This window comes from Streptomyces sp. NBC_00525 (assembly GCF_036346595.1).
In the GTDB taxonomy this organism is placed as follows: Bacteria; Actinomycetota; Actinomycetes; order Streptomycetales; family Streptomycetaceae; genus Streptomyces.
The window spans coordinates 106,294-126,092 of sequence record NZ_CP107835.1 but is presented as its reverse complement, the minus strand read 5'-3'; the positions used below and the strand labels follow the sequence as shown (position 1 = coordinate 126,092).

Sequence of the window (19,799 nt, the reverse complement as noted above, 5' to 3'; positions counted from 1 at the left end):
CGCGTGCGAGCCCGTGTATGTCCGTCACGCTGCCGGTTCGCGCTTGAGCTCTCTTGGACGACCGCTCGCGCGGCGGTACGGGGGAGGCGGCCCGCTGCCCCTGGCGTTGTCGGTGTAACCGTTTATATTGGTTACATGAATGCTGCGGAGAGAACGGAGTCGCGGTCGCCCGGTCTGACGCTGCGCTCCACCACGGGGGTCGCGTACCGGTTCGATCCGGGCGCCCTGTGCCTGGAGCTGCTGACCACCGGCGGCCCCGGCCCCTACCAGCGGTACGAGGTGCTGTACGAGCCCGCCGACGTCCTCGCCTGGGCGGAGCGCTCCCGGCTCACCCCGACCCCCGAACCGGCCGTCTCCGCGACGGAAGTGGCCCTGCTGCGGGGGCTGCGCGACGCGCTGTTCCGGGTGGTCATCGCACACACACGCGGCGAACCGCACCCGGTCGCGGACCTGGCGGTCATCAACGAGGTCGCCGCCCGCCCGGCCCTGGCGCCCGCCATCGGCCCGGACGGCCGCCGCCGCTGGGCCGGCGCCCCGCGGGGCACGGCGCTGGCCGCCACCGTCGCGCGCGACGCCGTCGAGCTGCTGACCGGCCCCCACGCCCACCGCATCCGCACCTGCGCCGCCGAGGACTGCCACCTCATCTACGTGGACACCTCGCGCCCCGGCCGCCGCCGCTGGTGCTCGATGGAGCACTGCGGCAACCGACACAAGGTCAGGGCGCTGCGCGCCCGCCACTCCGAGGAAGGATGACCGATGACCACCGGACTCACCAGGGACGCGGGCTGGCAGATCGGCGTGTCCCGCACCCTGCCCCACCCCCCGTCCGTCGTCTGGGACTTCATGAGCGGCCCCGAAGGACTCGCCCTCTGGCTCGGCTCGGACACGGACCTGACCCCCGAGCGCGGCGCGCCGTACCGCACGGCGGCGGGCGTGACCGGCGAGGTACGCGGCTACCGCCCGGGGGACCGCATCCGCGTCACCCACGGCACCACCACCCTCCAACTGGCCATGACCCCGGCGGCGCACGGCGCCCGTACGATGCTCCGCTTCCACCAGGAGCACCTGTCGAGCGCGGAGGAACGCGAACACCGGCGGGCCCACTGGCAGCAGGTGATGGACGAGGTGGAGGCCGCCCTTGACCGCCCGTGACGGGCGCACAGCGAGTCGGCCGTCCCCTCAGCGGATCTCGCCCGCCCCCTCAGCCGTGCAGCGCGGCGAAGTCCAGCAGGGGGCCGGCGACTTGCGGCGGGTCCTCCAGGATCGGCGAGTGCCCCAGCCCCGCCAGCAGTTCCACACGGGCGTCCGGGACGACGCGGTAGTCGGCGGCCGACGAGGAGCGCCAGCGGCGGTCCTCCGCGCCGAAGAGCACCAGCAGCGGCTTGCCGAGCACCGCCAGCCGTTCCGGCAGCGCCCGCTCCGACATATAGGCGAGCGTGCCCCGCATCGTGGCGGCGAAGCTGTGCGCGGTCATGGCGCGCACCTCGTCCAGCAGCGCGTCCGGTACCCGGTAGCCGGGGCGGCTGAAACCTGTACTCGCGAGCCGCCGGATCTGCTCGTCGTCCGGCGGCCACCGCACGGGACCCGCAGGACCCTGTGCGACCGGGCCGATGAACGCCCCCAGGCCGGGCCCCGTGTTGACGAGCACCAGCGCCGACACCAGCTCGGGCCGCCGCTCCGCCAGCGCCGTGGCCGTCACCCCACCGCTGGAGTGGCCCACCACCACGGCGCGCCCGACCTCCAGCCGGTCCAGCACTTCGCCGACCCGCCGCGCCTGGTCCGGGATCGCGTACGAACCGTCGTCCGGCTTGTCCGACCGGCCGTGCCCGAGCAGATCGACCCGTACGACACGGTGCGCGCGGGCCCCGTTCCGCGTCAGCAGCGGGACGAGCGCGTCCCAGGAGCGCACGGAGGACGCCGACCCGTGGACGAGCAGGAGCGCCGGGGCCTCGCGGGGCCCGTCCTGGCACACATGGAGGGTGTCGCCGTCGTCCAGCGTCACCGCCGAGAACTCGGCCGTGCTCTCAGAAGCAGTCATGAACCCACTGTCGCCACCTGCTCCGCCCGTGTATTGGATGAATGTTCCGCCTCGTAGCATGGGAGGGTGCACACGTTCACGCACGGCACGGCCGTGTGGGACATCGCCCGTCCCCAGCAGCCCAGCCGGGTGGCCGGAGTCACCATGGCAGGGTTTTGCGTGCACGACCTGGACGCGCTGCGCATGGTCCCGCATCCGGCGGTCACGCTGCTCCTCGAATTCGGCGCCGGTGCCCCCGTCCTCGACTCCGCGACCGATGACCCGCAACGCGGCTGCCTCGTGGCCGGCCCCGGACTCGGCTCCGGGGGAGCGGTGCGGGCGCGCGGGGAGAACGTCGAGTGCGTACAGGTGCGGCTGTCCCCGGTGATCGCCCGCGCGGTGCTCGGCATCCCTCCCGCCGAACTCGACGGCACCGTCGTCCCGCTGGAGGCCCTGTGGGGCCGCGAGGCGTCGCGGATACGGGAACGGCTCGGCGAAACCCCTTCCTGGCAGGACCGCTTCGCGCTCGCGGACGCCCTGCTCGCCCGCCGGTACGCGGCCCGGCCGCCGGTGGACCCCGAGGTGGCGCGGGCCTGGCAGCGGATCACCGCCGGGCACGGCACGGTCCGGATCGAGGAACTCGCCGCCGAGGTCGGCTGGAGCCGGAAGCGGCTGTGGTCCCGCTTCCGTTCCCAGCTCGGCCTGGCTCCCAAACGCGCGGCGAGCCTGATCCGCTTCGACCACGCCGCCCACCGCCTGGTCGCCGGCGAGGGCGCGGCCCGGGTGGCCGCCGAAACGGGTTACGCGGACCAGCCCCACCTCCACCGGGAGGTCATGGCGTTCACCGGGGCCACCCCGGCGGCGGTGGCGCGCGAACCGTTCCTCGCCGTGGACCCGATCGCCTGGCCGGGCCGCTGAGGGACACGGGAGAGAAAGAGGTCGCGTCGTATGACTCCGGATTCGGAGCGGTTCGTCGTCATCACCGGAGGCCCCGGCTCCGGAAAGAGCACCTTGATCGACCATTTGCACGGGATGGGGTACGCGCGCTCCGTCGAGGCGGGGCGCGGCGTCATCCGGGACCAGATGGCGATCGGCGGCCCCGCGCTGCCCTGGGCCGATCGCGCGCTCTTCGCCGAACTGATGCTCAGCTGGGAACTGCGCTCCTACCGCATGGCCGCCGGCTCTGCGGAGCCGGTCCTCTTCGACCGGGGTGTCCCGGACGTCGTGGGCTATCTGCGGCTGGAGGGGCTGCCGGTCCCCGACCACGTCCACACCGCCGCCGAGACGTTCCGCTACCACCGCCGCGTGCTCATCGCCCCGCCCTGGCCGGAGATCTACGAACAGGACGGGGAACGCACACAGTCCTACGCCCAGGCCGAGCGCACCTACGAGTCGATGGTCGACGTGTACACCGCGTACGGCTACGAGCTGGTGCACCTGCCCCTCGTCCCCGTCGAGGAGCGCGCACGGTTCGTGACGGACTTCCTGCGCTGACGACGCGGGGGCGATGGCGTGGGGGCGACGGTTCGGGTGCGGCCGGCCTGGATCACGAGCCCGGGCGGGGCGGCCGGCCCCGGCAGTCCTCTAGCGTGGCACCGTGCATCCCTTCTCACGGACCTGGACGGCGCTGCTCGACGCCGTCGCCGGACTCCCCGACGAGGACTTCGGGCAGCCCTCCGGCTGTACGGGATGGCTCGTCCGGGACCTGGTGTGCCATCTGGTCATCGACGCCCAGGACGTACTGATCACCCTGGTGACCCCGGCCGGCGCCCCCGTCACCACCGACGCGCCCGGCTACTGGGAGCTGCTCACCGAGCCTCCGAGCGGCGACGACCCGCTCGACGCGCTGATCCCGAGGCTGGCGGCCGCGTACGGCGAACCGAGGTGGCTCAAGCACCACATCGACGACGTCGGCTCGGCGGCCGTCCGTGCCGGTGGCCTCGCCGACCCGGCCGCCCGCGTCCTCACCCAGGACAAGGTCCTCACCGTCGCCGACTACCTCACGGCGTACGTCCTCGAAGGCACCCTGCACCACCTGGACCTGGTCGCTCATCTGCCCACGGCCCCCGAACCGCCGGCCGAGACGCTGGCGGCGGCCCGTACCGCGCTGGAGGCCGTCGCGGGCGCCGCGTTCCCCGCCTCGCTCCCGGACGCCGACGCGCTGCGGATCGGTACGGGCCGCCGTACACCGACGCCCGCGCAGACGGCGGAACTGGGCGACCTGGCGGCCAGGCTTCCGCTCGTCCTGGGCTGACCCGCGCCCTACCCCGCCGCCGTCCAGTCGGCGTTCGCGCCGCAGATGATCAGGCACGGCCGCTTCCCCGGAACGCGGCCGGCCAACCATGCGGCGAATGAGATGGCGGCGGCCGGTTCGACCGCGATCCGGCACTCCTCCCAGAGCAGGTCGCGCGCCCCGAGGATCTCCTCGTCGCTGACCAGCACGGACGTCACCCCATGGGCGGCCAGGACCTCGAAGGCGACCTCGCCGACCCGGCTCGCACCCGTGGCCGAAGCGGCCACGGACCCGACGGGGGAGTCCACCGGCTTCCCGGCGGCCAGCGCGTCGTGCAGGCAGCGGCAGTCCTCCGGTTCGGCGGCGACGACCGTGCGCCCGGCGATCGCCAGCGCCGTACCGGCCGCGAGGCCGCCCCCGCCCACGGCCGCGACGACCGTGTCGACGGCGGGCTCGTCGGCCACGATCTCGGCGCCCACCGTGCCCTGGCCCACGATGACCGCCGGATCGTCGTACGGGTGCACGAACCGGTGACCCGGCCGCGCGGCCACGTCCAGCGCCGCCGACGCCGCCTCGGCGAAGTTCGCGCCGTGCCGGACGAGCCGCGCCCCGGCGGCCTCGATCCGGCGGGCCTTCGCCTCCGGCACCGTCACCGGCACATAGACCGTCGCGGACCTGCCGAGCAGCGACGCCGCCGTCGCCACCGCCAGCCCGTGGTTGCCGCCGGACGCCGCCACGACATGGTCGTCCGGGGCCATGGCGAGCAGCGCGTTGAGCGCACCGCGCAGCTTGAACGAGCCGCTGCGCTGGAGGTACTCCAGCTTCAGCAGCACCCGGCGGCCGTCCACCTCCAGATCGAGCAGCGGCGTACGGCGGGCGTACGGGCGAATTCTGTCGGCGGCCGCCGACACATCCGAGGGAGCGGGAACAGGTACGGGAACAGGTTCGGGGGAGAGCGCATCGCTGAGGTTCTTCACCCCTCCATGCTTCACACACCCGGTCGCCGGCACCAGCGCCGGCGGCCGGGAACCACCGCCCACCGCGTCACATCACCCGCCGCGCCGCACACCCTCCGCCCTACAACACCCCCGCGTCGCGCGCGGACTCCAGCCACTCCGGGAACTCCTGGAGCAACTGGTCGAACAGCACGTCGTCGTGCACGGCCCCCGGCGTCCGGCCGGCGTGGAAGAAGCCGGCGTTGTCGACGACCCGGCGGGCCGGGACGTCGAGGGTGTCGAGCTTGCGCAGGAACGCGAACTCGTTGTCGTCGGGGTCGCCGAACCCGATGAACTGCCAGAACAGGGGCAGCCGGGCCGCCTTGCACAGGTACTGCTCGGCGGCGCGCCTGCTGGTCGGCCCGCCGTCCGTCTGGAAGACGACCAGCGCGGGGGCCGTACTGCCGGAGGCGAGGTAGTGGTCTATGACCTCGTCCATCGCCCAGTGGTAGTTCGTACGGCCCATGTGGCCGAGGTTCTCGTGCAGCTTGTCGACGTGCCCCCGGTGCCGGCCGAGCACCAGATCGGTGGAGCCGTCCACGTCCGTGGAGAAGAACACCACCGGGACGATCCCGTCGTCGTCGAGGTGCGCCGACAGCGACAGGACCTGTTCGGCCAGGCGCTGCATGGTGCCGTTCCGGTAGTACGGACGCATCGATCCGCTGCGGTCCAGCACCAGGTAGACGGCGGCCCGCGTCCCTTCAAGCCCGTGAGCCCGTACGCTGCTGCCCGCCGCCTCGTAGTGGGGCACCAGGTCGGGCGCGTACTCGATCACCTTGGACAGGCTGATGGCCGGAGCGGACTCGCGGCTGTTCGTTGCACTCACGTTCCCATCTTGCAGGGGCGCCCTCGACGGCGTGAACGGTTCGCCCGGACCGGAGCCGGTGGTCATGGGCGGGGGCGCGATTTCCCGGCCCGGCATTGACACAGCTGCTCGGTGAATTTCTGCGCGTGCGAAAAAAGGCATCTGCGCCACTTAACGGTGAACATAGCCACTATGTCCCTTGATTCGGGGCCCAGTTGGGAAGTGTGGCCGTGCTCCTCAAAGAGGCGCACGGCCAACCCAGGGAGAAGACCTTGAAGCGTGTCTCGTTCCGCCGGTCCGTCGGACTGATGGCCGCCGTCGCGGCCCTCGTCGCGGGCCCGGCCCTGTCCGCTCACGCCGTGAACCCCACCGCCCCGAACCAGCAGCAGACCTACGCCGCACAGGCGCGGGCCGCCGGTCTCACCGACCAGCAGGCCGGACAGCTCCAGCGGCAGATGGACGCGATGCTCGCCCAGGAGCCCCGCGCCCACCAGACATCGGCGAACGCCCTCGACATCCCCGGCGGAACCGCCACGCTCCCCGTCCCCGGACAGACCGAAACCCGCAACCTGGCCTCCCCGAACGCGGCGCTGGCCTGCGCCAACGGGCACCTGTGCATCAAGGACGGCACCGGAGCCGTCTACGACTACTACTACTGCGGCTACTACGACTTCAACGGTGTCGGCGACGGCACCTTCAACAACAACCAGACCTCCGGCACCCGCGCACGCTTCTACAACAGCGACGGCAGCGAACGCTGGTCCCACGTGGCCAAGGGCTCCGGCACCGCCTCCTGGACCCCGGTCTTCCACATCCGCCCCTGCTGAAACCCGCGGCTTCCCCCACCCCTCCCGGTGGTGGGGGAAGCCCCGACCCCGCGCGACAGGGCCGGTCGGGGGAATGTCGGGGGCGCAGTGTCGTTTCCGCATCATGCGTACGAGTGACAACGGACCGGCGGGGGCAGAGCCGCGGGGCAAGATCGGCGCGGCAATCATCCCGTCAGCAGAAAGACTTGGTCATGCGTCTGCGCTCCGGCCTCACCACCGTCCTCGGTGCCGCCCTGCTCGCCGTCACCGTCTCCGCCGCACCCGCTTCGGCCGCCACGGGCCAGTTCCGCTACGACTACGTGACCGTCGAGGGCTACGAGGCGTCGGGCTTCCTGAACAACCCCGACAGCGACGTGTGCCTCAACCTTCCCGGCGTCGGCGAGGACAACCCCGAGCCGGCTCACTCCCCGAAGAACCGCACCGACGCCTGGGCCACGGTGTTCAGCGAGGCGAACTGCCAGGGCGATGTGTTCCGGCTGCGCCCCTTCACGGGTGGCGCCAGCGAGCGGCTGAAGGTGCGCTCCGTCGTCTTCGGCTGACCGGCGACCCGGCCGGTTCCCTCGGGAGCCGGCCCCTGCCTCGTCCCGCCGGGCTCTGACCGCGCCGTGCGCGTACCCGCCGAAAGAACGGCCTGCCCAAGGGAACAGCCTGCCCCAAGAGAACGGCATGCCCGATAAAAGAACGGCGGTTGTTCTTATTGCGAAGGCGCTCCGCTAGGGTGCGGATGTGCCCCTACCTCTCGCCTTCCGCCGTCTCGTGGACGACGCCGCCATCTTCCCGCCCGGTCTGGCCCCGCTCCCGCAGGCCGTCGCCGCGCACGCCGAACACCTCGCGTCCGCCCACGCCGGGCTCGTCGGCCCCTTCGTCATCGGCGCGGACCGGCTCGGTGAGCTGACCGGGCTCGCCGGACCCGACCTGTTCCCCGACGGCATGCGGGTGAGCGTGGTGGCCGGACCCGCCGCGATCCCCGCCGTCCTGGCCACCCTCGCCGCGAGCGACCGCCTCGTTCCCGCCGCGCTGGAGATCAAACCGGACCCCGCGCAGCCCCTGCGCCCCCAGATCGACGGTCTGGCCGCGCTCGACCTGCCCGGCGCGGTGTACATCGAGGCCCCGCGCCCCGGCGCGCCCGCGTGGGAGCAGGCCCTCGCCTCCGCCGTACGCCACGGCTTCCGGCTGAAGTTCCGTACCGGAGGCACCGAGGCCGCAGCCTTTCCCACCGAGGACGAGGTGGCGGTGTGGATTCGCGACACCGTCGCGGCGGACATCGCCTTCAAGTGCACGGCCGGGCTCCATCACGCGGTCCGGCACACCGCCCCCGCCACCGGCTTCGAGCACCACGGCTATCTCAACGTGCTTCTCGCCACGGCGCGGGCCTGCGCCGGAGCGCCCCTGCCCGTCGTCCGGGCCGACCTCACCGAGCGCGACCCGGAGGCGCTGGCCCGCGCGGTCTCCGCGCTCCCGCCCGCCGAGATCATCGCGGCACGGGCGGCCTTCACCTCGTACGGCTCCTGCAGCGTGCTCGAACCGCTGGAGGACCTGGCGGCCCTGGGCCTCCTCGACCCCACCGCCTGACAGCCGCCCGACCGCCGCAACCCGCTTCCCGTCACCGAAGGGCTCCACACATGCACGCTCACCCCGTCACCTGGGTCGATGCCGCGGCCGGCAGCGGTTACGACGTCGACAACCTCCCGTACGCCGTCTTCTCCACCACCGGCACCACCCCCCGCATCGGCGTCCGGATCGGCGACCACGTCCTCGACCTCGGCGCCGCGGCCACCGCCCTGCGCCCCGACTGGACGCCGCTCCTCGACGCCCCCGCGCTCAACCCGCTCATGGCCGCAGGACCGGCGACCTGGGCCGAGGTTCGCGCCTGGGCGACCGAGCTGCTCACCGACACCGCGCACCGCGACGACGTGCGGCTCGTGCCGCTGGCCGACGCGACCCTGCACCTGCCCTTCGAGGTCGGCGACTACGTCGACTACTACGCCTCCGTGGACCACGCCACCAACGTCGGCCGGATCTTCCGCCCCGACGGTGACGCGCTGATGCCCAACTGGCGCCACCTGCCGGTCGCGTACCACGGCCGCGCGGGCTCCATCGTCGTCTCCGGCACCCCCGTGCACCGCCCCGCCGGACAGCGCAAGGCCCCCACCGACCCGGCGCCCACCTTCGGCCCGTCGCTGCGCCTGGACATCGAGGCCGAACTCGGCTTCGTCGTCGGCCGAACCGTCCCGCTCGGGCAGCGCGTCTCCACCGCCGAGTTCACCGACACCGTCTTCGGCGTCACCGGCGTCAACGACTGGTCCTCGCGCGACATCCAGGCATGGGAGTACGTCCCGCTGGGCCCCAACCTCGGCAAGTCCTTCGCGACCACCGTCAGCGCCTGGGTCACCCCGCTCGCCGCCCTCGAACACGCCCGCACCGAACTGCCCGGCCAGGAGCCCGCCGTCCTGCCCTACCTGCGGGAGCAGGGCCCGTCCGGCTACGACATCGACGTCGAGATCGAGGTCAACGGCACCGTCGTCTCGCGCCCCCCGTACGCCTCCATGTACTGGTCGCCCGCGCAGATGCTCGCCCACCTCACCGTCAACGGCGCCTCCCTGCGCGTCGGCGACTTCTACGCGTCGGGCACCATCTCCGGGCCGGAGAAGGAGCAGCGCGGCTCGTTCCTGGAGCTGTCCTGGGGCGGCCGGGAGACCTGGAAGGCCGGCGGCGAGGAGCGCACCTTCCTCCAGGACGGCGACGAGGTCGTCCTGCGCTACTCGGCACCCGGCGCGCGCGGCCGCATCGGCCTGGGCGAGGTCCGCGGCACGATCCTCCCCACGATCCAGCCGCTGCCGGACGAGACCCCGTGACCCCACCGAACGAACCGGAGGGCGGCGGCTCGCAGACCCTGGAACGCGGACTCGCGATCCTCGTCGAACTGGGCCGCCACCCCGAGGGGCTGAACACCAGCCAGGTGGCGGCGGCGACGGGCTTCCACCGCTCCATCGCGCACCGCCTGCTCGTCTCCCTGCACCGGACCGGGTTCGCCGCGCGCGACGACGACGGCCGCTACACGGTGGGCCCGGCCGTGCCCGGCCTCGTCGGCGTGCCCGGCCCCAGCCTGCGTACCGTCGCCGAACCCGTCCTCCAGCGCCTCGCCCGCCGGCTGGACGCCACCGCCAGCCTGGTCGAGGCCATCGGCGCCGTCGCCGTCACCACGGTCGTCGCCGAACCTCCCACGGACGGCCCGCTGTTCTGGTACCGCAAGGGCAGCCGCGACCCCCTCGACCACGGCTCCGGCGGCCTGGCCGCCCTGGCCTCCGGCCCCCCGCGCGCCGCCGAACCCGAGCGCGTCCAGGCCATCCGCGAGGCCGGCCACGTCATCACCCACGGCGAGGTCAACGCCGGCGCCCACGGCGTCGCCGCACCCCTGCCCGGCTGGCCGGTCCGCGCCGCGATCAACGTCGTCACCTCGGACCCGGAACTCGCCGAACGAGCACTCCCGTACGTACGGGAAGCCGCCGAGGCCATCGGCACGCCGGGCGACCACCTCTGAGCCCATGAGCGGCGCGCGGCCCCTCAGCGCCTGGCCCGGCCCCTCAGCGTACGGGCGCCGGGTCCGCCGACGACCGCACCGGGGTGCCGCAGACGCCGGCGCCCCCGCAGGGTTCCGCCGCGCGCGGCCCCGCCGGGGCGGCCAGGGGGACGCCGTTGGCGCGCAGGGTCTCCCGTAGGTTCAGGATCAGGGAGAACACCTCGTGGTTGTGGTCCTCGCCCTGTTCGTCCCAGGCCCGCTGCTCCGCCTCGACCGCCATCCGGTCCTGCGCGAAGATGCGCTCGGTGAACCGTCTGATGAGGGGGGCGGCCAGGCTGAGCGCGGCCGGGACGCGAGGCTTCTTGATCATGAGGTGGCCGTAGACGCGGCAGGCGCGCTGGTCGGCGCCCACGGGTACGTACACCGCCCAGAGGCTGAAGACCGGCCGGTCGGCGCCCTCCGGCACCAGGTCGAGGGTCTGGTACGGATACTCCGTGCGGATCGTCATCACATCGCTGGAGCCGCCCGAGATCCCCTCCGCCGCCAGCACGCTCGCACCGGCGTCGCGCCTGCCCCCGGTGTGGGTGAACAGGTAGCGGGCCTCCACCGACCGGGCGTCGCCGCTGTGGCCGAGGAGTTCGGGACGGAGCCGGCCGACGACGCCCTGGTGCAGGAACTGGTGGTTCATGTCCAGCAGGTTCTCGTGCATGAACGAGTAGTGGCAGCGGACGGTCCGGGCGTACGTCAGCGTCTTGTAGTGCGGCGAACCGTACGCCGGGAGCATCGGCAGCGGCGTCGCGTCCGCCTTCTCCGGGTCGCCGGGGAACACGAACACCAGGCCGTACGCCTCGCGTACGGGATAGCCGCGCACCCCGCGCGGCGGCCTGCGGTCGTCCTTCGTCAGATACGGGATCTGCGAGATGCGGCCGTCACCGCGGTACGCCCACGCGTGGTACCGGCACCGGAGCACATCACCCTCCACGACGCCCATGCTCAGCGGCACCTGCCGGTGCGCGCACCGGTCCTCCAGCGCGTGGACGGCGCCGTTCCGCCCTCGGTAGAGCGCGATCCGCTCGCCGGCGAACGCGGCCGGCACCACTTTCCCGGCCCGCACCTCCCGGGCCCGCGCCACGGGATACCAGTGGTCCGGATGCGCGCCGACGCGCCGCAGGTCCACCGCACCGGAGACCTCCGGGCCCCTCGCGTCCGCGTCGGTCTCCTTCATGGTTCTCCCTCACAGCTGGGTCGGTGGCCTCCCCCATCCTGTCCGCGCCCGTCCCGGCCGCCCTTCCAAGCGCGTCCGGACCAGTGAACGGGGACGGCGACGCCCCCGCCCCACTGGCCCATCCGGGTGCGAACGCGCCCTCGTCGGCCTGGACCTCGCCCGGTCCCGCTCAGGCGGTGCCCGTACCCGTACGCGGGGCTGCGGCCCGGCAGGTCAGGTCATGGTCCGGCAGGCGGCCCGTGAGCAGATACGCCGTGGCCGCATCGTCCGCGCAGGCGTTGCCGTCCGGCGCGTACAGGACGCCGTGCCCCTCGCCACCGGTGACGGTGAGCATCCGGGAGCCGCGCAGGGCCCGGTGCATGGCCCGGCCGGAGGCGAGCGGCGTCTGCGGGTCCCACTCGTTCTGCGTGATCAGGGCGCCGACTCCGTTGTCGACCGCGGTCTGCGGTTCGGTGCCCCGCTGCCAGAACGCGCACGGTGCGACGGCCGCCGCGAAGTCGCCGTACAGCGGATACCGGGCCCGGTCGCGGATCGCCTCGCGCCGGTACTGCTCGGGGTCGTGCGACCAGGAGCGGGAATCGGCGCACATGTAGGACCAGGCGGCCGACACATACCCGTCATCGGACGGGCCGGACGCCCCGGACTCCTCGGATTCGCCGGACGTCTCCGAACGGCCGGGCTCCTTCGCCCCGCCCTTCGCGGCCGCCTCCCTCAGCCCCGTGATCCACGCCGCCGCCTCCCGCACATGCACGAACACGCGGCTGTTCGACCGGATGTCGGCACCGCTCAGCGGCTGCCCCTCGAACAGGACCGGCTCACGGTCCGCCCGTGCGACCAGGTCCCAGAAGGCGGCGCGGACGGCGGCCGGGGTGGTGCCCAACCCGTACTCCCCGTTCCGCCGGGCGGTCCAGCCGGCCCAGCGGGTGAAGGCGTCCTCGGCCGCCTTCGCCATGTCCTGGAACATTCCCCGGTAGACCCGCCCGGGATCGGTCGCGCTGTCCAGCACGAACCGGTCGGCGCGCCGGGGGAACAGCTGCGTGTAGACGGCCCCGAGGTACGTCCCGTACGACACCCCCAGATACGAGATCCGCTTCTCGCCCAGCGCGGCACGGATGACGTCCATGTCGCGGGCGCTGTTACGGGTGGTGAGGTGGGCCAGCTCCCGGCCGGCGGCGGCCCGGCACTTGGCGGCGACCGTACGGGCCCACGCCACGTCCTTCGCGAACGTCGCGGCCCTGTACGGATGGTCGGCCTGCTCGCCGGCGGTGAGACCGCAGCTGACGGGGGCGCTGCGCCCCGTGCCCCTCGGGTCGAAGCCGATCAGGTCGTACCGCTGTTTCACCCGCTGGGGGAGTTTCAGCAGCGGATCGACGGGAAGCCCGAGGCCCGGCGCGCCGGGGCCGCCCGGATTGAGCAGCAGTACACCGCGGCGCTTCTTCGGGTCGCTCGCCCGGAGCCGGGATATTGCGATGGCGATCTTTTTACCACCGGGCTTCATATAGTCCAGTGGCACCTTTACCGTCGTGCACCGCAGGGCGCCCGGCTCCTTCGGGCCACCCTCCTCCTCCAGATCGCACGGCTCCCACCGGAGCTTCTGCTGTGTGTAGACCCGCAGGGCGGCGGGTACGGCGCCGGCCTCCCCGGCCGGCGTGACCGGTGCGGCCGGGGCGCAGGCCGCCGTCGCCGTCAGAAGGGTGGCCGCCGTGAGGCCGGCGGCCAGGAGGCGGGCTGCGCCCGGAACTCCGTTACGCATGAGGTTCGTCCGTTCCCGTGTCATGTGTCAGTTGCCGTCGAGGTGCAGCCGGACGCACTGCGCGTACTGGTGCAGGCTGTCGGGGCGGTAGCACTCCTGCGTCCGGTTCGCGTACCAGAGCAGGAGGACGACGGCCAGCGCGGACACCAGGACCGCGATCCCCAGGCCCAGGGCGGCCGCAGCAGGCCAGTTACGCCTGTTACGTGCTCCCACCTGGTTCGGAACGGCCCCCACGGGGTTCGGTGTTGTCTCGGTGACGCGGGTGTCCACAGGCCCGTCCTTCTCATCGCTCGACTGGTACGGGGCCCGATCATGGTTCGCGCGGAGCCGGGGGACATCGCGGCGACGCGGGAGAATTCCCTCCCCCGGTCGGGGGAGGGCACCACAAGACGATCCGGTCATACTGACCGGATCATGTTCACGGGATTCCGGCCGCTGCTGCGCGGCTCCACGTACACGGGTGCGCTCTTCGCCTACTGCGGCGCGTTGGCGAGCCTCCCGCTGCTGCCGTTCGCGGCGCTGCCCGCGCTGGCCCTGCCGTCCATGCCGGAAGGTGCCGCGATCGCGCTCACCCTGCTGCTCTGGTCCGCCCTGATCGGCGTGACCGGACTGGCCCGCATCACACGGCGGGTACTGGTCGCCTGCGCCCGGCGGATGCTCGCCGCGGAGCTGCCGGACCCGGTGGACCGGGGCCGGTCCACCGGCGCCGACCGTCTGCGCACCCCGCTCTGGCTGCTGGCACAGGTGGCCCTCGGCTGGGCGGGGGCGCAGCTGAGCCTCCTCCTGCTCGTCATGGGGCTGTGCCTGCCCGGCGGCTGGGCCGGGGCCGAGGCGGGGATCAGCGTGTACGGCCGGTCGGTGCCGCTGGACAGCGGCTGGCAGAGCTGGGCGGCGGCGCTCGGCTGCCTGCTGCTCGCGGCGGCCCTGTGCCCGGCCGTGACGTACACCCTGCGCTGGCTGGCGCCCCGGCTGCTGGGCCCCTCGTCGGCGGAACGGCTGGCGCTGGCGGCCGAACGCGAACGGACCCTCGCCGCCCGCAACCGGCTCGCCCACGAGCTGCACGACTCGATCGGGCACACGCTGACGGCCGCCACCATCCAGGCGGCGGTCGCGGGCGAGATCCTCGGCGCCGACCCGGTCGCGGCCCGCGCCGCCCTGCGCAGCATCGAGGAGTCGTCCCGAGCCGCCCTGGAGGACCTGGACTACGTCCTGGGCATGCTCCGCGAGGAACCCGGCACGACGGCCCCGGCCCGCACCCTGGCCGACCTCCCCGAACTCCTCGACCGGGCCCGCCACATGGGCGCGACCGTGGAGTCCGAGCTGTCCGGCGACCTCGCACACGTACGCGGGACGCTCTCCCGTGCCGCGTACCGCATCCTCCAGGAGGGCCTGACGAACGCGGTGCGCCACGGCGAGGGCGGCCCGGTCCGGGTCACCGTGGCCGCCGCGCCGGACGCGCTGGAGCTGACGGTGGTCAACCGCAGCGGTACGGGAACGGCTCCGGGCGCCTTTCCGACGTCCGGGCACGGCCTGCCGGGGCTCACCGAACGGGTGCGCCTGCTGCACGGCGAGATCGAGGCCGGCCCGGACGGCCCGGAGCACTGGCGGCTCGCGGTCCGGCTGCCCGTGCGGGTGCCCGCGTGAGCGGCCCGGACGCGCCCGGCGCGGACACCCCCGTCTCCCTCGTGATCGCGGACGACGACGAGGTCACCCGCAGCGGCCTGCGCACCCTGCTCGGGATGCAGCCGGGGATCACGGTGTCCGGCGAGGCCGCAGACGGCGTCGAGGCGGTCCGGCAGGCCCGGCTGCTGCGGCCGGACGTGGTCCTGATGGACGTACGGATGCCCCGCCTCAACGGCATCGAGGCAACCCGCCGACTGCTCGCGGAGCCGGGTACGGGTGAGCCGCCCAAGGTCGTGGTCATCACCACCTTCGAGAACGACGGCTACGTCACCGCCGCCCTCAGCGCCGGGGCCGCCGGCTTCGTCCTCAAACGGCTCCCCGTGCCCCGGATCGCGGAGGCGGTGCGGGTGGTGGCGGCCGGTGAGGCGGTCCTCTTCCCGGCGGCCCTGCGCCGGATGGTCACCGCCCGCCCGCTCACCTCCGCCGAGGCGCTGCCGCGCGCGGCCCTGACGGTCCGGGAGGAGGAGACGCTGCGGCTGATGGCGACCGGCCTGTCCAATCCGGAGATCGCGGAGCTGTGCCGGGTGAGCCTGGAGACGGTGAAGACGCATGTGGGCCATGTGCTGGCCAAGCTGGGCGCACAGAACCGGACTCACGCGGTGGTGATCGCGTACGAGTCCGGTCTGGTCGTGCCCGGTGTCGGGGACTGAGGGGCCCGACGGGCCTGTGCGGGGCTCAGGCGGCGCGGGCCGCCGGGCCGGTCCCGGCGGCCCCCGCCGGGTCCGGTTCCCGTCTGCGCCACAGCGTGCCGTGGAGATCGGCGCCCCGGACGAGCTGGATGCGCCACGGGTCGATCCGCAGCACGTGGTAGCCGGGATCACCGGGGCCGCCCCGCCAGTAGCGGACCGGGTCGTAGCCCACGCCCGGCGGCCCGCCCCGCTGGTACAGCCGCCACGCGTGGCGCTTGGACTCCTCGTCCTCCGCCCACGTCGAGACGCTGTCCACGAAGGCCGCGTTCTGCCGGGGGCTCCAGTAGGCGTACGTCGTGTGCGGGTTGTTCGCCAGGTGCGCGCTCTTCACCGGGGTGCGGTACGAGGCGAGCCAGCCGACCGGTACCCCGTCGACGATCTCCCACACGGGCAGCAGCACACGGGCGCGCGGGCGCTGTTCGCGGTCGACGGTGACCATCGTGGCGTACTTGATCTCGCGGACGTAGTCGAGAAAGGTGCCTTCGATCTCGGAGAACTCGCTGACGACTTCGGTCATGGGCCTGTCCTTTCGGTGGTTGCCGGGGTCCTGCCGGGGCGGGTTCAGTGCGATACGGGGGTGGCGGCGGGTTCCGCGGAGCCGGCGGCGTCCAGCGGCGCGGGCGCCGTACCGCCGTCGCGGGAGCGCAGTCCGAACGCGCTGACGGCGGCTGCGACGACGGCCGCGGCGAACGGGACGAGCAGCCCGGCCCGGTAGCCGTCGAGCAGGCCCGCGGGCGTGTCCGTACGGGTCGCGGCCACGCTGACCGCGGTGACGGCGGAGAGGCCGATCGCGGCGCCGAACTGGAAGGCGGTGTACAGCAGACCGCCCGCGAGCCCCTGCTCCTCCTCCGCGACGCCCTCCGTCGCCACGATGGTCAGGGGGCCGTACGCCAGCGAGAAGGCGAGCCCGAGGACGATCAGGCTCGGGAACATCGCGGCGTAGCTCCAGTCCGCGCCGACCGGCAGGAACAGCCCGTAGGCGAGCACCGCGAGCAGGAGGCCGCCCAGGATCACCCTGGCGTTGCCGAAGCGGTCGACGAGCCGCGGGGTGAGCGTCGGCGAGAGGATCGCGTCGACGCCGATGACCAGCATCGCGAAACTGGTCTCCAGCGTCGACCAGCCCCGCAGCTCCTGGAGGTACAGCACCACCAGGAACTGGAACCCGAAGAACCCGGCCGCGAACAGCATCGCCGACAGGTTGGCCCGCACCAGCGGCCCGTGGCGCAGGATCGCCAGGCGTACCAGGGGCTCGGCGGACCGCCGCTCGATGAGCACGAACGCCACCAGGAACGCGAGCCCGGCCAGCAGGGTGCCCGCGCTGACGGCGACGCCCGCGTGGGCGGCGCGCTCGACGCCCAGCACGATCAGTACGAGGGCGGCGGTGACGGTGAGGGCGCCGGCCGCGTCCACGCGCTTGCCGGTCCGGTCGGGCCGCTCCGACTTGGGGACGAACACGAGGGCCGCGACGAGGATGAGGAGGGAGAGCACGACCGGGGCGAAGAACACCCACCGCCAGCCGACGGCGGTCAGCAGCCCGCCGGCCACCAGACCGACCGTGAACCCGCCCGCCGCGGTGCCGGAGTAGATGAGGAGCGCCCTGTTGCGCTCGGGGCCCTCGGCGAAACCGGTGGTGATGATGGACAGGCCCGCCGGGGTCATGAAGGCCGCGGCGACGCCCGTGACGAACCGGGCGAGGATCAGCGTCCACCCGTCGTTCGCGAGGCCGCCGAGCCCGGAGAACAGCAGGAAGACGGTGAGCCAGAAGACGAACATCTGACGGCGTCCGAAGAGGTCGGCGGCCCGTCCGCCGAGGAGCATGAAGCCGCCGTAGCCGAGGACGTAGGCGCTCATGACCCACTGCAGCTCGCCGGTGGACAGTCCCAGATCGGTACGGATCGAGGGCAGGGCCACGTTGAGCATGGCCACGTCGATGCCTTCGAGGAAGATCGCGCCGCACAGGACGAGCAGGATGCCCCACTTGCGCGCGCTCAGTCCGCCGGTGGCATTCAAGGCACTCATGACGAGGAACTCCTTCCGGAGCAAGGGGTGTTGTCGGTGCCTTCAGCTTTCGCCACCGCGGGCGCGGGAACAACAGCGATCATCGCAACGTTCGTTCAGCTGGGCTTACCGATCAGCGCATACGGGGGAGACGGCTGTGGATCAGAGCGAACTGGAATGCTTTCTCGTCCTCGCCGATGAGCTGCACTTCGGGCGCACCGCCACCCGGCTGCACCTCTCCCGCGCACGCGTGAGCCAGCTCGTCCAGAAGCTGGAGCGCCGGGTCGGGGCGCCGCTGTTCACCCGTACGAGCAGGAGCGTGGCCCTCACCGGACTGGGCCGGCGCCTGCGCGACGACCTCGAACCGCACTACCGGGGCATCGAGGAGGCCCTCGCCCGCGCCACCGCGACGGCACGCGGCATCGAGGGCGTCCTCCACGTCGGCTTCTCCACCCCGCTGGCCGGCGAGATGGTGATGAAGGCGACCGAGCGGCTGCGCACCAGCCATCCGGAACTCGCCGTCGAGGTCTGCGAGGTGCCGCTCTCCGACCCGTACGGCATGCTGCGCGCGGGCGAGTTCGACGTGCAGCTGACCGACTTCCCCGTGCACGAGGACGACCTGACCCGCGGCCCCACGCTCCTCACCGAGGACCGGGTCCTCGCCGTCGCCGCCGCCCATCCGCTGGCCGCGCGAGCCGCGGTGACGCTGGAGGACCTGGCCGGACTGCCCCTGCTGACCATCGCGGGCGACATCCCGGAGTACTGGCTGGAGCACCGCCTGCCGATCCGCACCCCCAGCGGGGCGCCCATCGGCCAGGGCCCGTCCGTCACCAACCTCCAGGAAGCCCTGACCCTGGTCGCCGCCGGCAAGGGCGCCCTCCTGGCCGGCGCCCACATCGCCCTCTACCACGGCCGCCCCGGCGTCACCTACATCCCGGTGGAGGGCGACACCCCGCTCGGCTACGGCCTGATGTGGCGCTCGAACGGCGGCACCCGGGCGATAGAACTCTTCGCCCGCATGATCCACGAGGCGACCCGCACGATGTAGTGCGCGGTTTGCGGGCGGCGCCAGGTCCGCCTTGACCTCAACTGCGCTTGAGCTTCTACGTTGATCATATTCCGTTGATCACGAGGAGAGGCAGAGGGACATGGCCGTGACGCTCAAGGAGTACACGCGGGAGGAACTGGCCGCTCAGCCCATCGGGGCATGGACCGGGACGGCCTGCCGGCTGGTGGTCGGGGCGATTCGCGAGCAGTTGGCGGTGGAGGACCTCACCCAGCCGCACTGGTGGACGCTGAACCACGTGGCCGGCGGGCCGGGCACCTGGACCCGTGAGGCGCTGACCGCGCGGCTGGCCAAGTGGGACGACCTGGGGATCGACTTCGAGGAGGTCTTCGACGATCTGGTCGCCCGTGGCTGGGTGACGGAGGAGGCGGGGCTGCTGACCCTGACCGGGGAAGGGGAGGCCGGCCGCGTACGGGCACGGGAGCGCAATCTGCGCGTCCACCAGCAGGTGCACGAGGGCGTGGACACCGCCGACTTCGTGACCACGATCAACGTCCTGCGCCGCATGGTCGCCAACCTCGGCGGCGACGGCGACCTGCCCGTCTGACGGCAGCCGGCCACGCCGTCGACCCCGACGATCGTCAGGGGCCGGCGTGGCCGTTCGGCGCACTGGCCGTCCTGGGCGCGGGAACCGGGACCGTCGCCCTGCTGTCCCCCGGCGGGCTCGGCGAGGCCGGCCCCGTCGAGGTCACCGGCGGCGCCTCGGCCTCCGCGTACCGCTCACTGACCGGCACCGTGGCGGACGCACCGGACTGGCTGGGGCCCTGCCTGGAGGCGGCGACCGAAGGCACGCTCGTGGCCCTCGGCCTGCTGCTGGTGTGGCTGTGCTGGACGGCGTTCCGCCGCGGCGACGCCCGTGCCGCACTGGCCGTCGGGCTCGCCCTGGCACGCCCCCGCATCCACACCGACGACGCTACGGACATCGCCCCCCGCCCGGCCACTGCCGAAAGTCAAAGGCCACCCCACCGGGCACGGTGTGCGCGACCGG

At 73.1% G+C, this 19,799-nt stretch carries 22 protein-coding genes; 14 read left to right on the top strand and 8 right to left on the bottom strand.

Going from position 1 to position 19,799, the window contains the following annotated elements:
- The first annotated feature begins 135 nt into the window (after positions 1 to 135).
- Together OG710_RS30385 and OG710_RS30380 are read left to right on the top strand one after the other, a co-directional pair.
- Positions 136 to 753 carry a CGNR zinc finger domain-containing protein gene (locus OG710_RS30385; protein ID WP_330242489.1) on the top strand — a complete coding sequence of 206 codons (618 nt, stop codon included), beginning with the start codon at positions 136 to 138 and terminating at the stop codon, positions 751 to 753.
- 3 nt (positions 754 to 756) lie between these two features.
- Complete coding sequence (locus tag OG710_RS30380) at positions 757 to 1,152, top strand: SRPBCC family protein (RefSeq protein WP_330242488.1); 396 nt, start codon at positions 757 to 759, stop codon at positions 1,150 to 1,152.
- Positions 1,153 to 1,201: 49 nt separating this feature from the next.
- On the opposite strand, the gene OG710_RS30375 is transcribed toward OG710_RS30380, so the two are convergent.
- Complete coding sequence (locus OG710_RS30375; RefSeq protein ID WP_330242487.1) at positions 1,202 to 2,038, bottom strand: alpha/beta fold hydrolase; 837 nt, start codon at positions 2,036 to 2,038, stop codon at positions 1,202 to 1,204.
- 66 nt (positions 2,039 to 2,104) lie between these two features.
- Here OG710_RS30375 and OG710_RS30370 point away from each other — a divergent pair, with 66 nt between their 5' ends.
- The 3 genes from OG710_RS30370 to OG710_RS30360 all read left to right on the top strand — a co-directional run bounded on the left by OG710_RS30370 (position 2,105) and on the right by OG710_RS30360 (position 4,271).
- Entirely contained in the window at positions 2,105 to 2,935 is an 831-nt protein-coding gene (locus OG710_RS30370) for a helix-turn-helix domain-containing protein (RefSeq protein ID WP_330242486.1), read from the top strand.
- A gap of 30 nt (positions 2,936 to 2,965) precedes the next feature.
- Positions 2,966 to 3,511: an AAA family ATPase gene (locus OG710_RS30365; protein WP_330242485.1), complete on the top strand. Its 546-nt coding sequence runs from the start codon at positions 2,966 to 2,968 to the stop codon at positions 3,509 to 3,511.
- A 103-nt stretch (positions 3,512 to 3,614) separates the two neighbouring features.
- Positions 3,615 to 4,271, top strand: coding sequence for a maleylpyruvate isomerase N-terminal domain-containing protein (locus tag OG710_RS30360; RefSeq protein ID WP_330242484.1), 657 nt, complete (start codon positions 3,615 to 3,617; stop codon positions 4,269 to 4,271).
- 8 nt (positions 4,272 to 4,279) lie between these two features.
- Here OG710_RS30360 and OG710_RS30355 read toward each other — a convergent pair whose 3' ends face one another.
- Positions 4,280 to 5,227 carry a serine/threonine dehydratase gene (locus tag OG710_RS30355; RefSeq protein ID WP_330242483.1) on the bottom strand — a complete coding sequence of 316 codons (948 nt, stop codon included), beginning with the start codon at positions 5,225 to 5,227 and terminating at the stop codon, positions 4,280 to 4,282.
- 100 nt (positions 5,228 to 5,327) lie between these two features.
- Positions 5,328 to 6,071, bottom strand: a complete 744-nt coding sequence (locus OG710_RS30350) for a vWA domain-containing protein (RefSeq protein ID WP_330242482.1) — start codon at positions 6,069 to 6,071, stop codon at positions 5,328 to 5,330.
- Between the two features lie 251 nt (positions 6,072 to 6,322).
- Between OG710_RS30350 and OG710_RS30345 the strand changes: the two genes are divergently transcribed.
- The 5 genes from OG710_RS30345 to OG710_RS30325 all read left to right on the top strand — a co-directional run bounded on the left by OG710_RS30345 (position 6,323) and on the right by OG710_RS30325 (position 10,418).
- Positions 6,323 to 6,877 carry a hypothetical protein gene (locus OG710_RS30345; RefSeq protein WP_330242481.1) on the top strand — a complete coding sequence of 185 codons (555 nt, stop codon included), beginning with the start codon at positions 6,323 to 6,325 and terminating at the stop codon, positions 6,875 to 6,877.
- Between the two features lie 191 nt (positions 6,878 to 7,068).
- Positions 7,069 to 7,416, top strand: coding sequence for a hypothetical protein (locus tag OG710_RS30340; protein WP_330242480.1), 348 nt, complete (start codon positions 7,069 to 7,071; stop codon positions 7,414 to 7,416).
- Between the two features lie 187 nt (positions 7,417 to 7,603).
- Positions 7,604 to 8,449, top strand: a complete 846-nt coding sequence (locus OG710_RS30335; RefSeq protein ID WP_330242479.1) for a hypothetical protein — start codon at positions 7,604 to 7,606, stop codon at positions 8,447 to 8,449.
- Positions 8,450 to 8,499: 50 nt separating this feature from the next.
- Positions 8,500 to 9,732, top strand: coding sequence for a fumarylacetoacetase (fahA, locus tag OG710_RS30330; protein ID WP_330242478.1), 1,233 nt, complete (start codon positions 8,500 to 8,502; stop codon positions 9,730 to 9,732).
- A complete protein-coding gene (locus OG710_RS30325; protein ID WP_330242477.1) occupies positions 9,729 to 10,418 on the top strand; it encodes an IclR family transcriptional regulator in 690 nt (229 codons plus the stop codon). The genes fahA and OG710_RS30325 overlap by 4 nt, the downstream gene beginning before the upstream one ends.
- Before the next feature lie 43 nt (positions 10,419 to 10,461).
- Here the strand turns inward: OG710_RS30325 and OG710_RS30320 are convergent, their stop codons facing one another.
- From OG710_RS30320 to OG710_RS30310, 3 genes are all read right to left on the bottom strand, one after another.
- Positions 10,462 to 11,622 (bottom strand): aromatic ring-hydroxylating dioxygenase subunit alpha, encoded by a 1,161-nt coding sequence (locus OG710_RS30320; RefSeq protein WP_330242476.1) that lies wholly within the window; start codon positions 11,620 to 11,622, stop codon positions 10,462 to 10,464.
- Positions 11,623 to 11,791: 169 nt separating this feature from the next.
- On the bottom strand, positions 11,792 to 13,375 hold the full coding sequence (locus OG710_RS30315) for an alpha/beta hydrolase (RefSeq protein ID WP_330242475.1): 1,584 nt from the start codon (positions 13,373 to 13,375) through the stop codon (positions 11,792 to 11,794).
- A gap of 27 nt (positions 13,376 to 13,402) precedes the next feature.
- Entirely contained in the window at positions 13,403 to 13,645 is a 243-nt protein-coding gene (locus OG710_RS30310) for a hypothetical protein (RefSeq protein ID WP_330242474.1), read from the bottom strand.
- 144 nt (positions 13,646 to 13,789) lie between these two features.
- On the opposite strand from OG710_RS30310, the gene OG710_RS30305 reads away from it, so the two are divergent.
- The gene (locus tag OG710_RS30305; protein ID WP_330242473.1) at positions 13,790 to 15,019 is read left to right on the top strand and encodes a sensor histidine kinase; all 1,230 of its coding nucleotides are present in this window, start codon (positions 13,790 to 13,792) and stop codon (positions 15,017 to 15,019) included.
- Entirely contained in the window at positions 15,016 to 15,708 is a 693-nt protein-coding gene (locus OG710_RS30300) for a response regulator transcription factor (protein WP_330242472.1), read from the top strand. Before OG710_RS30305 ends, OG710_RS30300 begins: the two co-directional genes overlap by 4 nt.
- Positions 15,709 to 15,733: 25 nt before the next feature.
- Here OG710_RS30300 and OG710_RS30295 read toward each other — a convergent pair whose 3' ends face one another.
- Together OG710_RS30295 and OG710_RS30290 are read right to left on the bottom strand one after the other, a co-directional pair.
- Entirely contained in the window at positions 15,734 to 16,264 is a 531-nt protein-coding gene (locus OG710_RS30295; protein WP_330242471.1) for a pyridoxamine 5'-phosphate oxidase family protein, read from the bottom strand.
- Positions 16,265 to 16,308: 44 nt separating this feature from the next.
- The gene (locus OG710_RS30290) at positions 16,309 to 17,766 is read right to left on the bottom strand and encodes an MFS transporter (RefSeq protein ID WP_330242470.1); all 1,458 of its coding nucleotides are present in this window, start codon (positions 17,764 to 17,766) and stop codon (positions 16,309 to 16,311) included.
- Positions 17,767 to 17,902: 136 nt separating this feature from the next.
- Between OG710_RS30290 and OG710_RS30285 the strand changes: the two genes are divergently transcribed.
- Together OG710_RS30285 and OG710_RS30280 are read left to right on the top strand one after the other, a co-directional pair.
- A complete protein-coding gene (locus OG710_RS30285; RefSeq protein WP_330242469.1) occupies positions 17,903 to 18,793 on the top strand; it encodes a LysR family transcriptional regulator in 891 nt (296 codons plus the stop codon).
- Positions 18,794 to 18,893: 100 nt separating this feature from the next.
- Positions 18,894 to 19,358: a MarR family transcriptional regulator gene (locus OG710_RS30280; protein ID WP_330242468.1), complete on the top strand. Its 465-nt coding sequence runs from the start codon at positions 18,894 to 18,896 to the stop codon at positions 19,356 to 19,358.
- Positions 19,359 to 19,799 lie beyond the last annotated feature (441 nt).

Excerpts from the sequence above, each read along its gene's own strand:
- fahA (WP_330242478.1), top strand. The coding sequence starts at position 8,500 with ATGCACGCTCACCCCGTCACCTGGGTCGATGCCGCGGCCGGCAGCGGT.
- OG710_RS30365 (WP_330242485.1), top strand. The coding sequence starts at position 2,966 with ATGACTCCGGATTCGGAGCGGTTCGTCGTCATCACCGGAGGCCCCGGC.
- OG710_RS30295 (WP_330242471.1), bottom strand. The coding sequence starts at position 16,264 with ATGACCGAAGTCGTCAGCGAGTTCTCCGAGATCGAAGGCACCTTTCTC.
- OG710_RS30380 (WP_330242488.1), top strand. The coding sequence starts at position 757 with ATGACCACCGGACTCACCAGGGACGCGGGCTGGCAGATCGGCGTGTCC.
- OG710_RS30290 (WP_330242470.1), bottom strand. The coding sequence starts at position 17,766 with ATGAGTGCCTTGAATGCCACCGGCGGACTGAGCGCGCGCAAGTGGGGC.
- OG710_RS30375 (WP_330242487.1), bottom strand. The coding sequence starts at position 2,038 with ATGACTGCTTCTGAGAGCACGGCCGAGTTCTCGGCGGTGACGCTGGAC.
- OG710_RS30320 (WP_330242476.1), bottom strand. The coding sequence starts at position 11,622 with ATGAAGGAGACCGACGCGGACGCGAGGGGCCCGGAGGTCTCCGGTGCG.
- OG710_RS30280 (WP_330242468.1), top strand. The coding sequence starts at position 18,894 with ATGGCCGTGACGCTCAAGGAGTACACGCGGGAGGAACTGGCCGCTCAG.
- OG710_RS30305 (WP_330242473.1), top strand. The coding sequence starts at position 13,790 with ATGTTCACGGGATTCCGGCCGCTGCTGCGCGGCTCCACGTACACGGGT.
- OG710_RS30340 (WP_330242480.1), top strand. The coding sequence starts at position 7,069 with ATGCGTCTGCGCTCCGGCCTCACCACCGTCCTCGGTGCCGCCCTGCTC.
- OG710_RS30385 (WP_330242489.1), top strand. The coding sequence starts at position 136 with ATGAATGCTGCGGAGAGAACGGAGTCGCGGTCGCCCGGTCTGACGCTG.
- OG710_RS30315 (WP_330242475.1), bottom strand. The coding sequence starts at position 13,375 with ATGCGTAACGGAGTTCCGGGCGCAGCCCGCCTCCTGGCCGCCGGCCTC.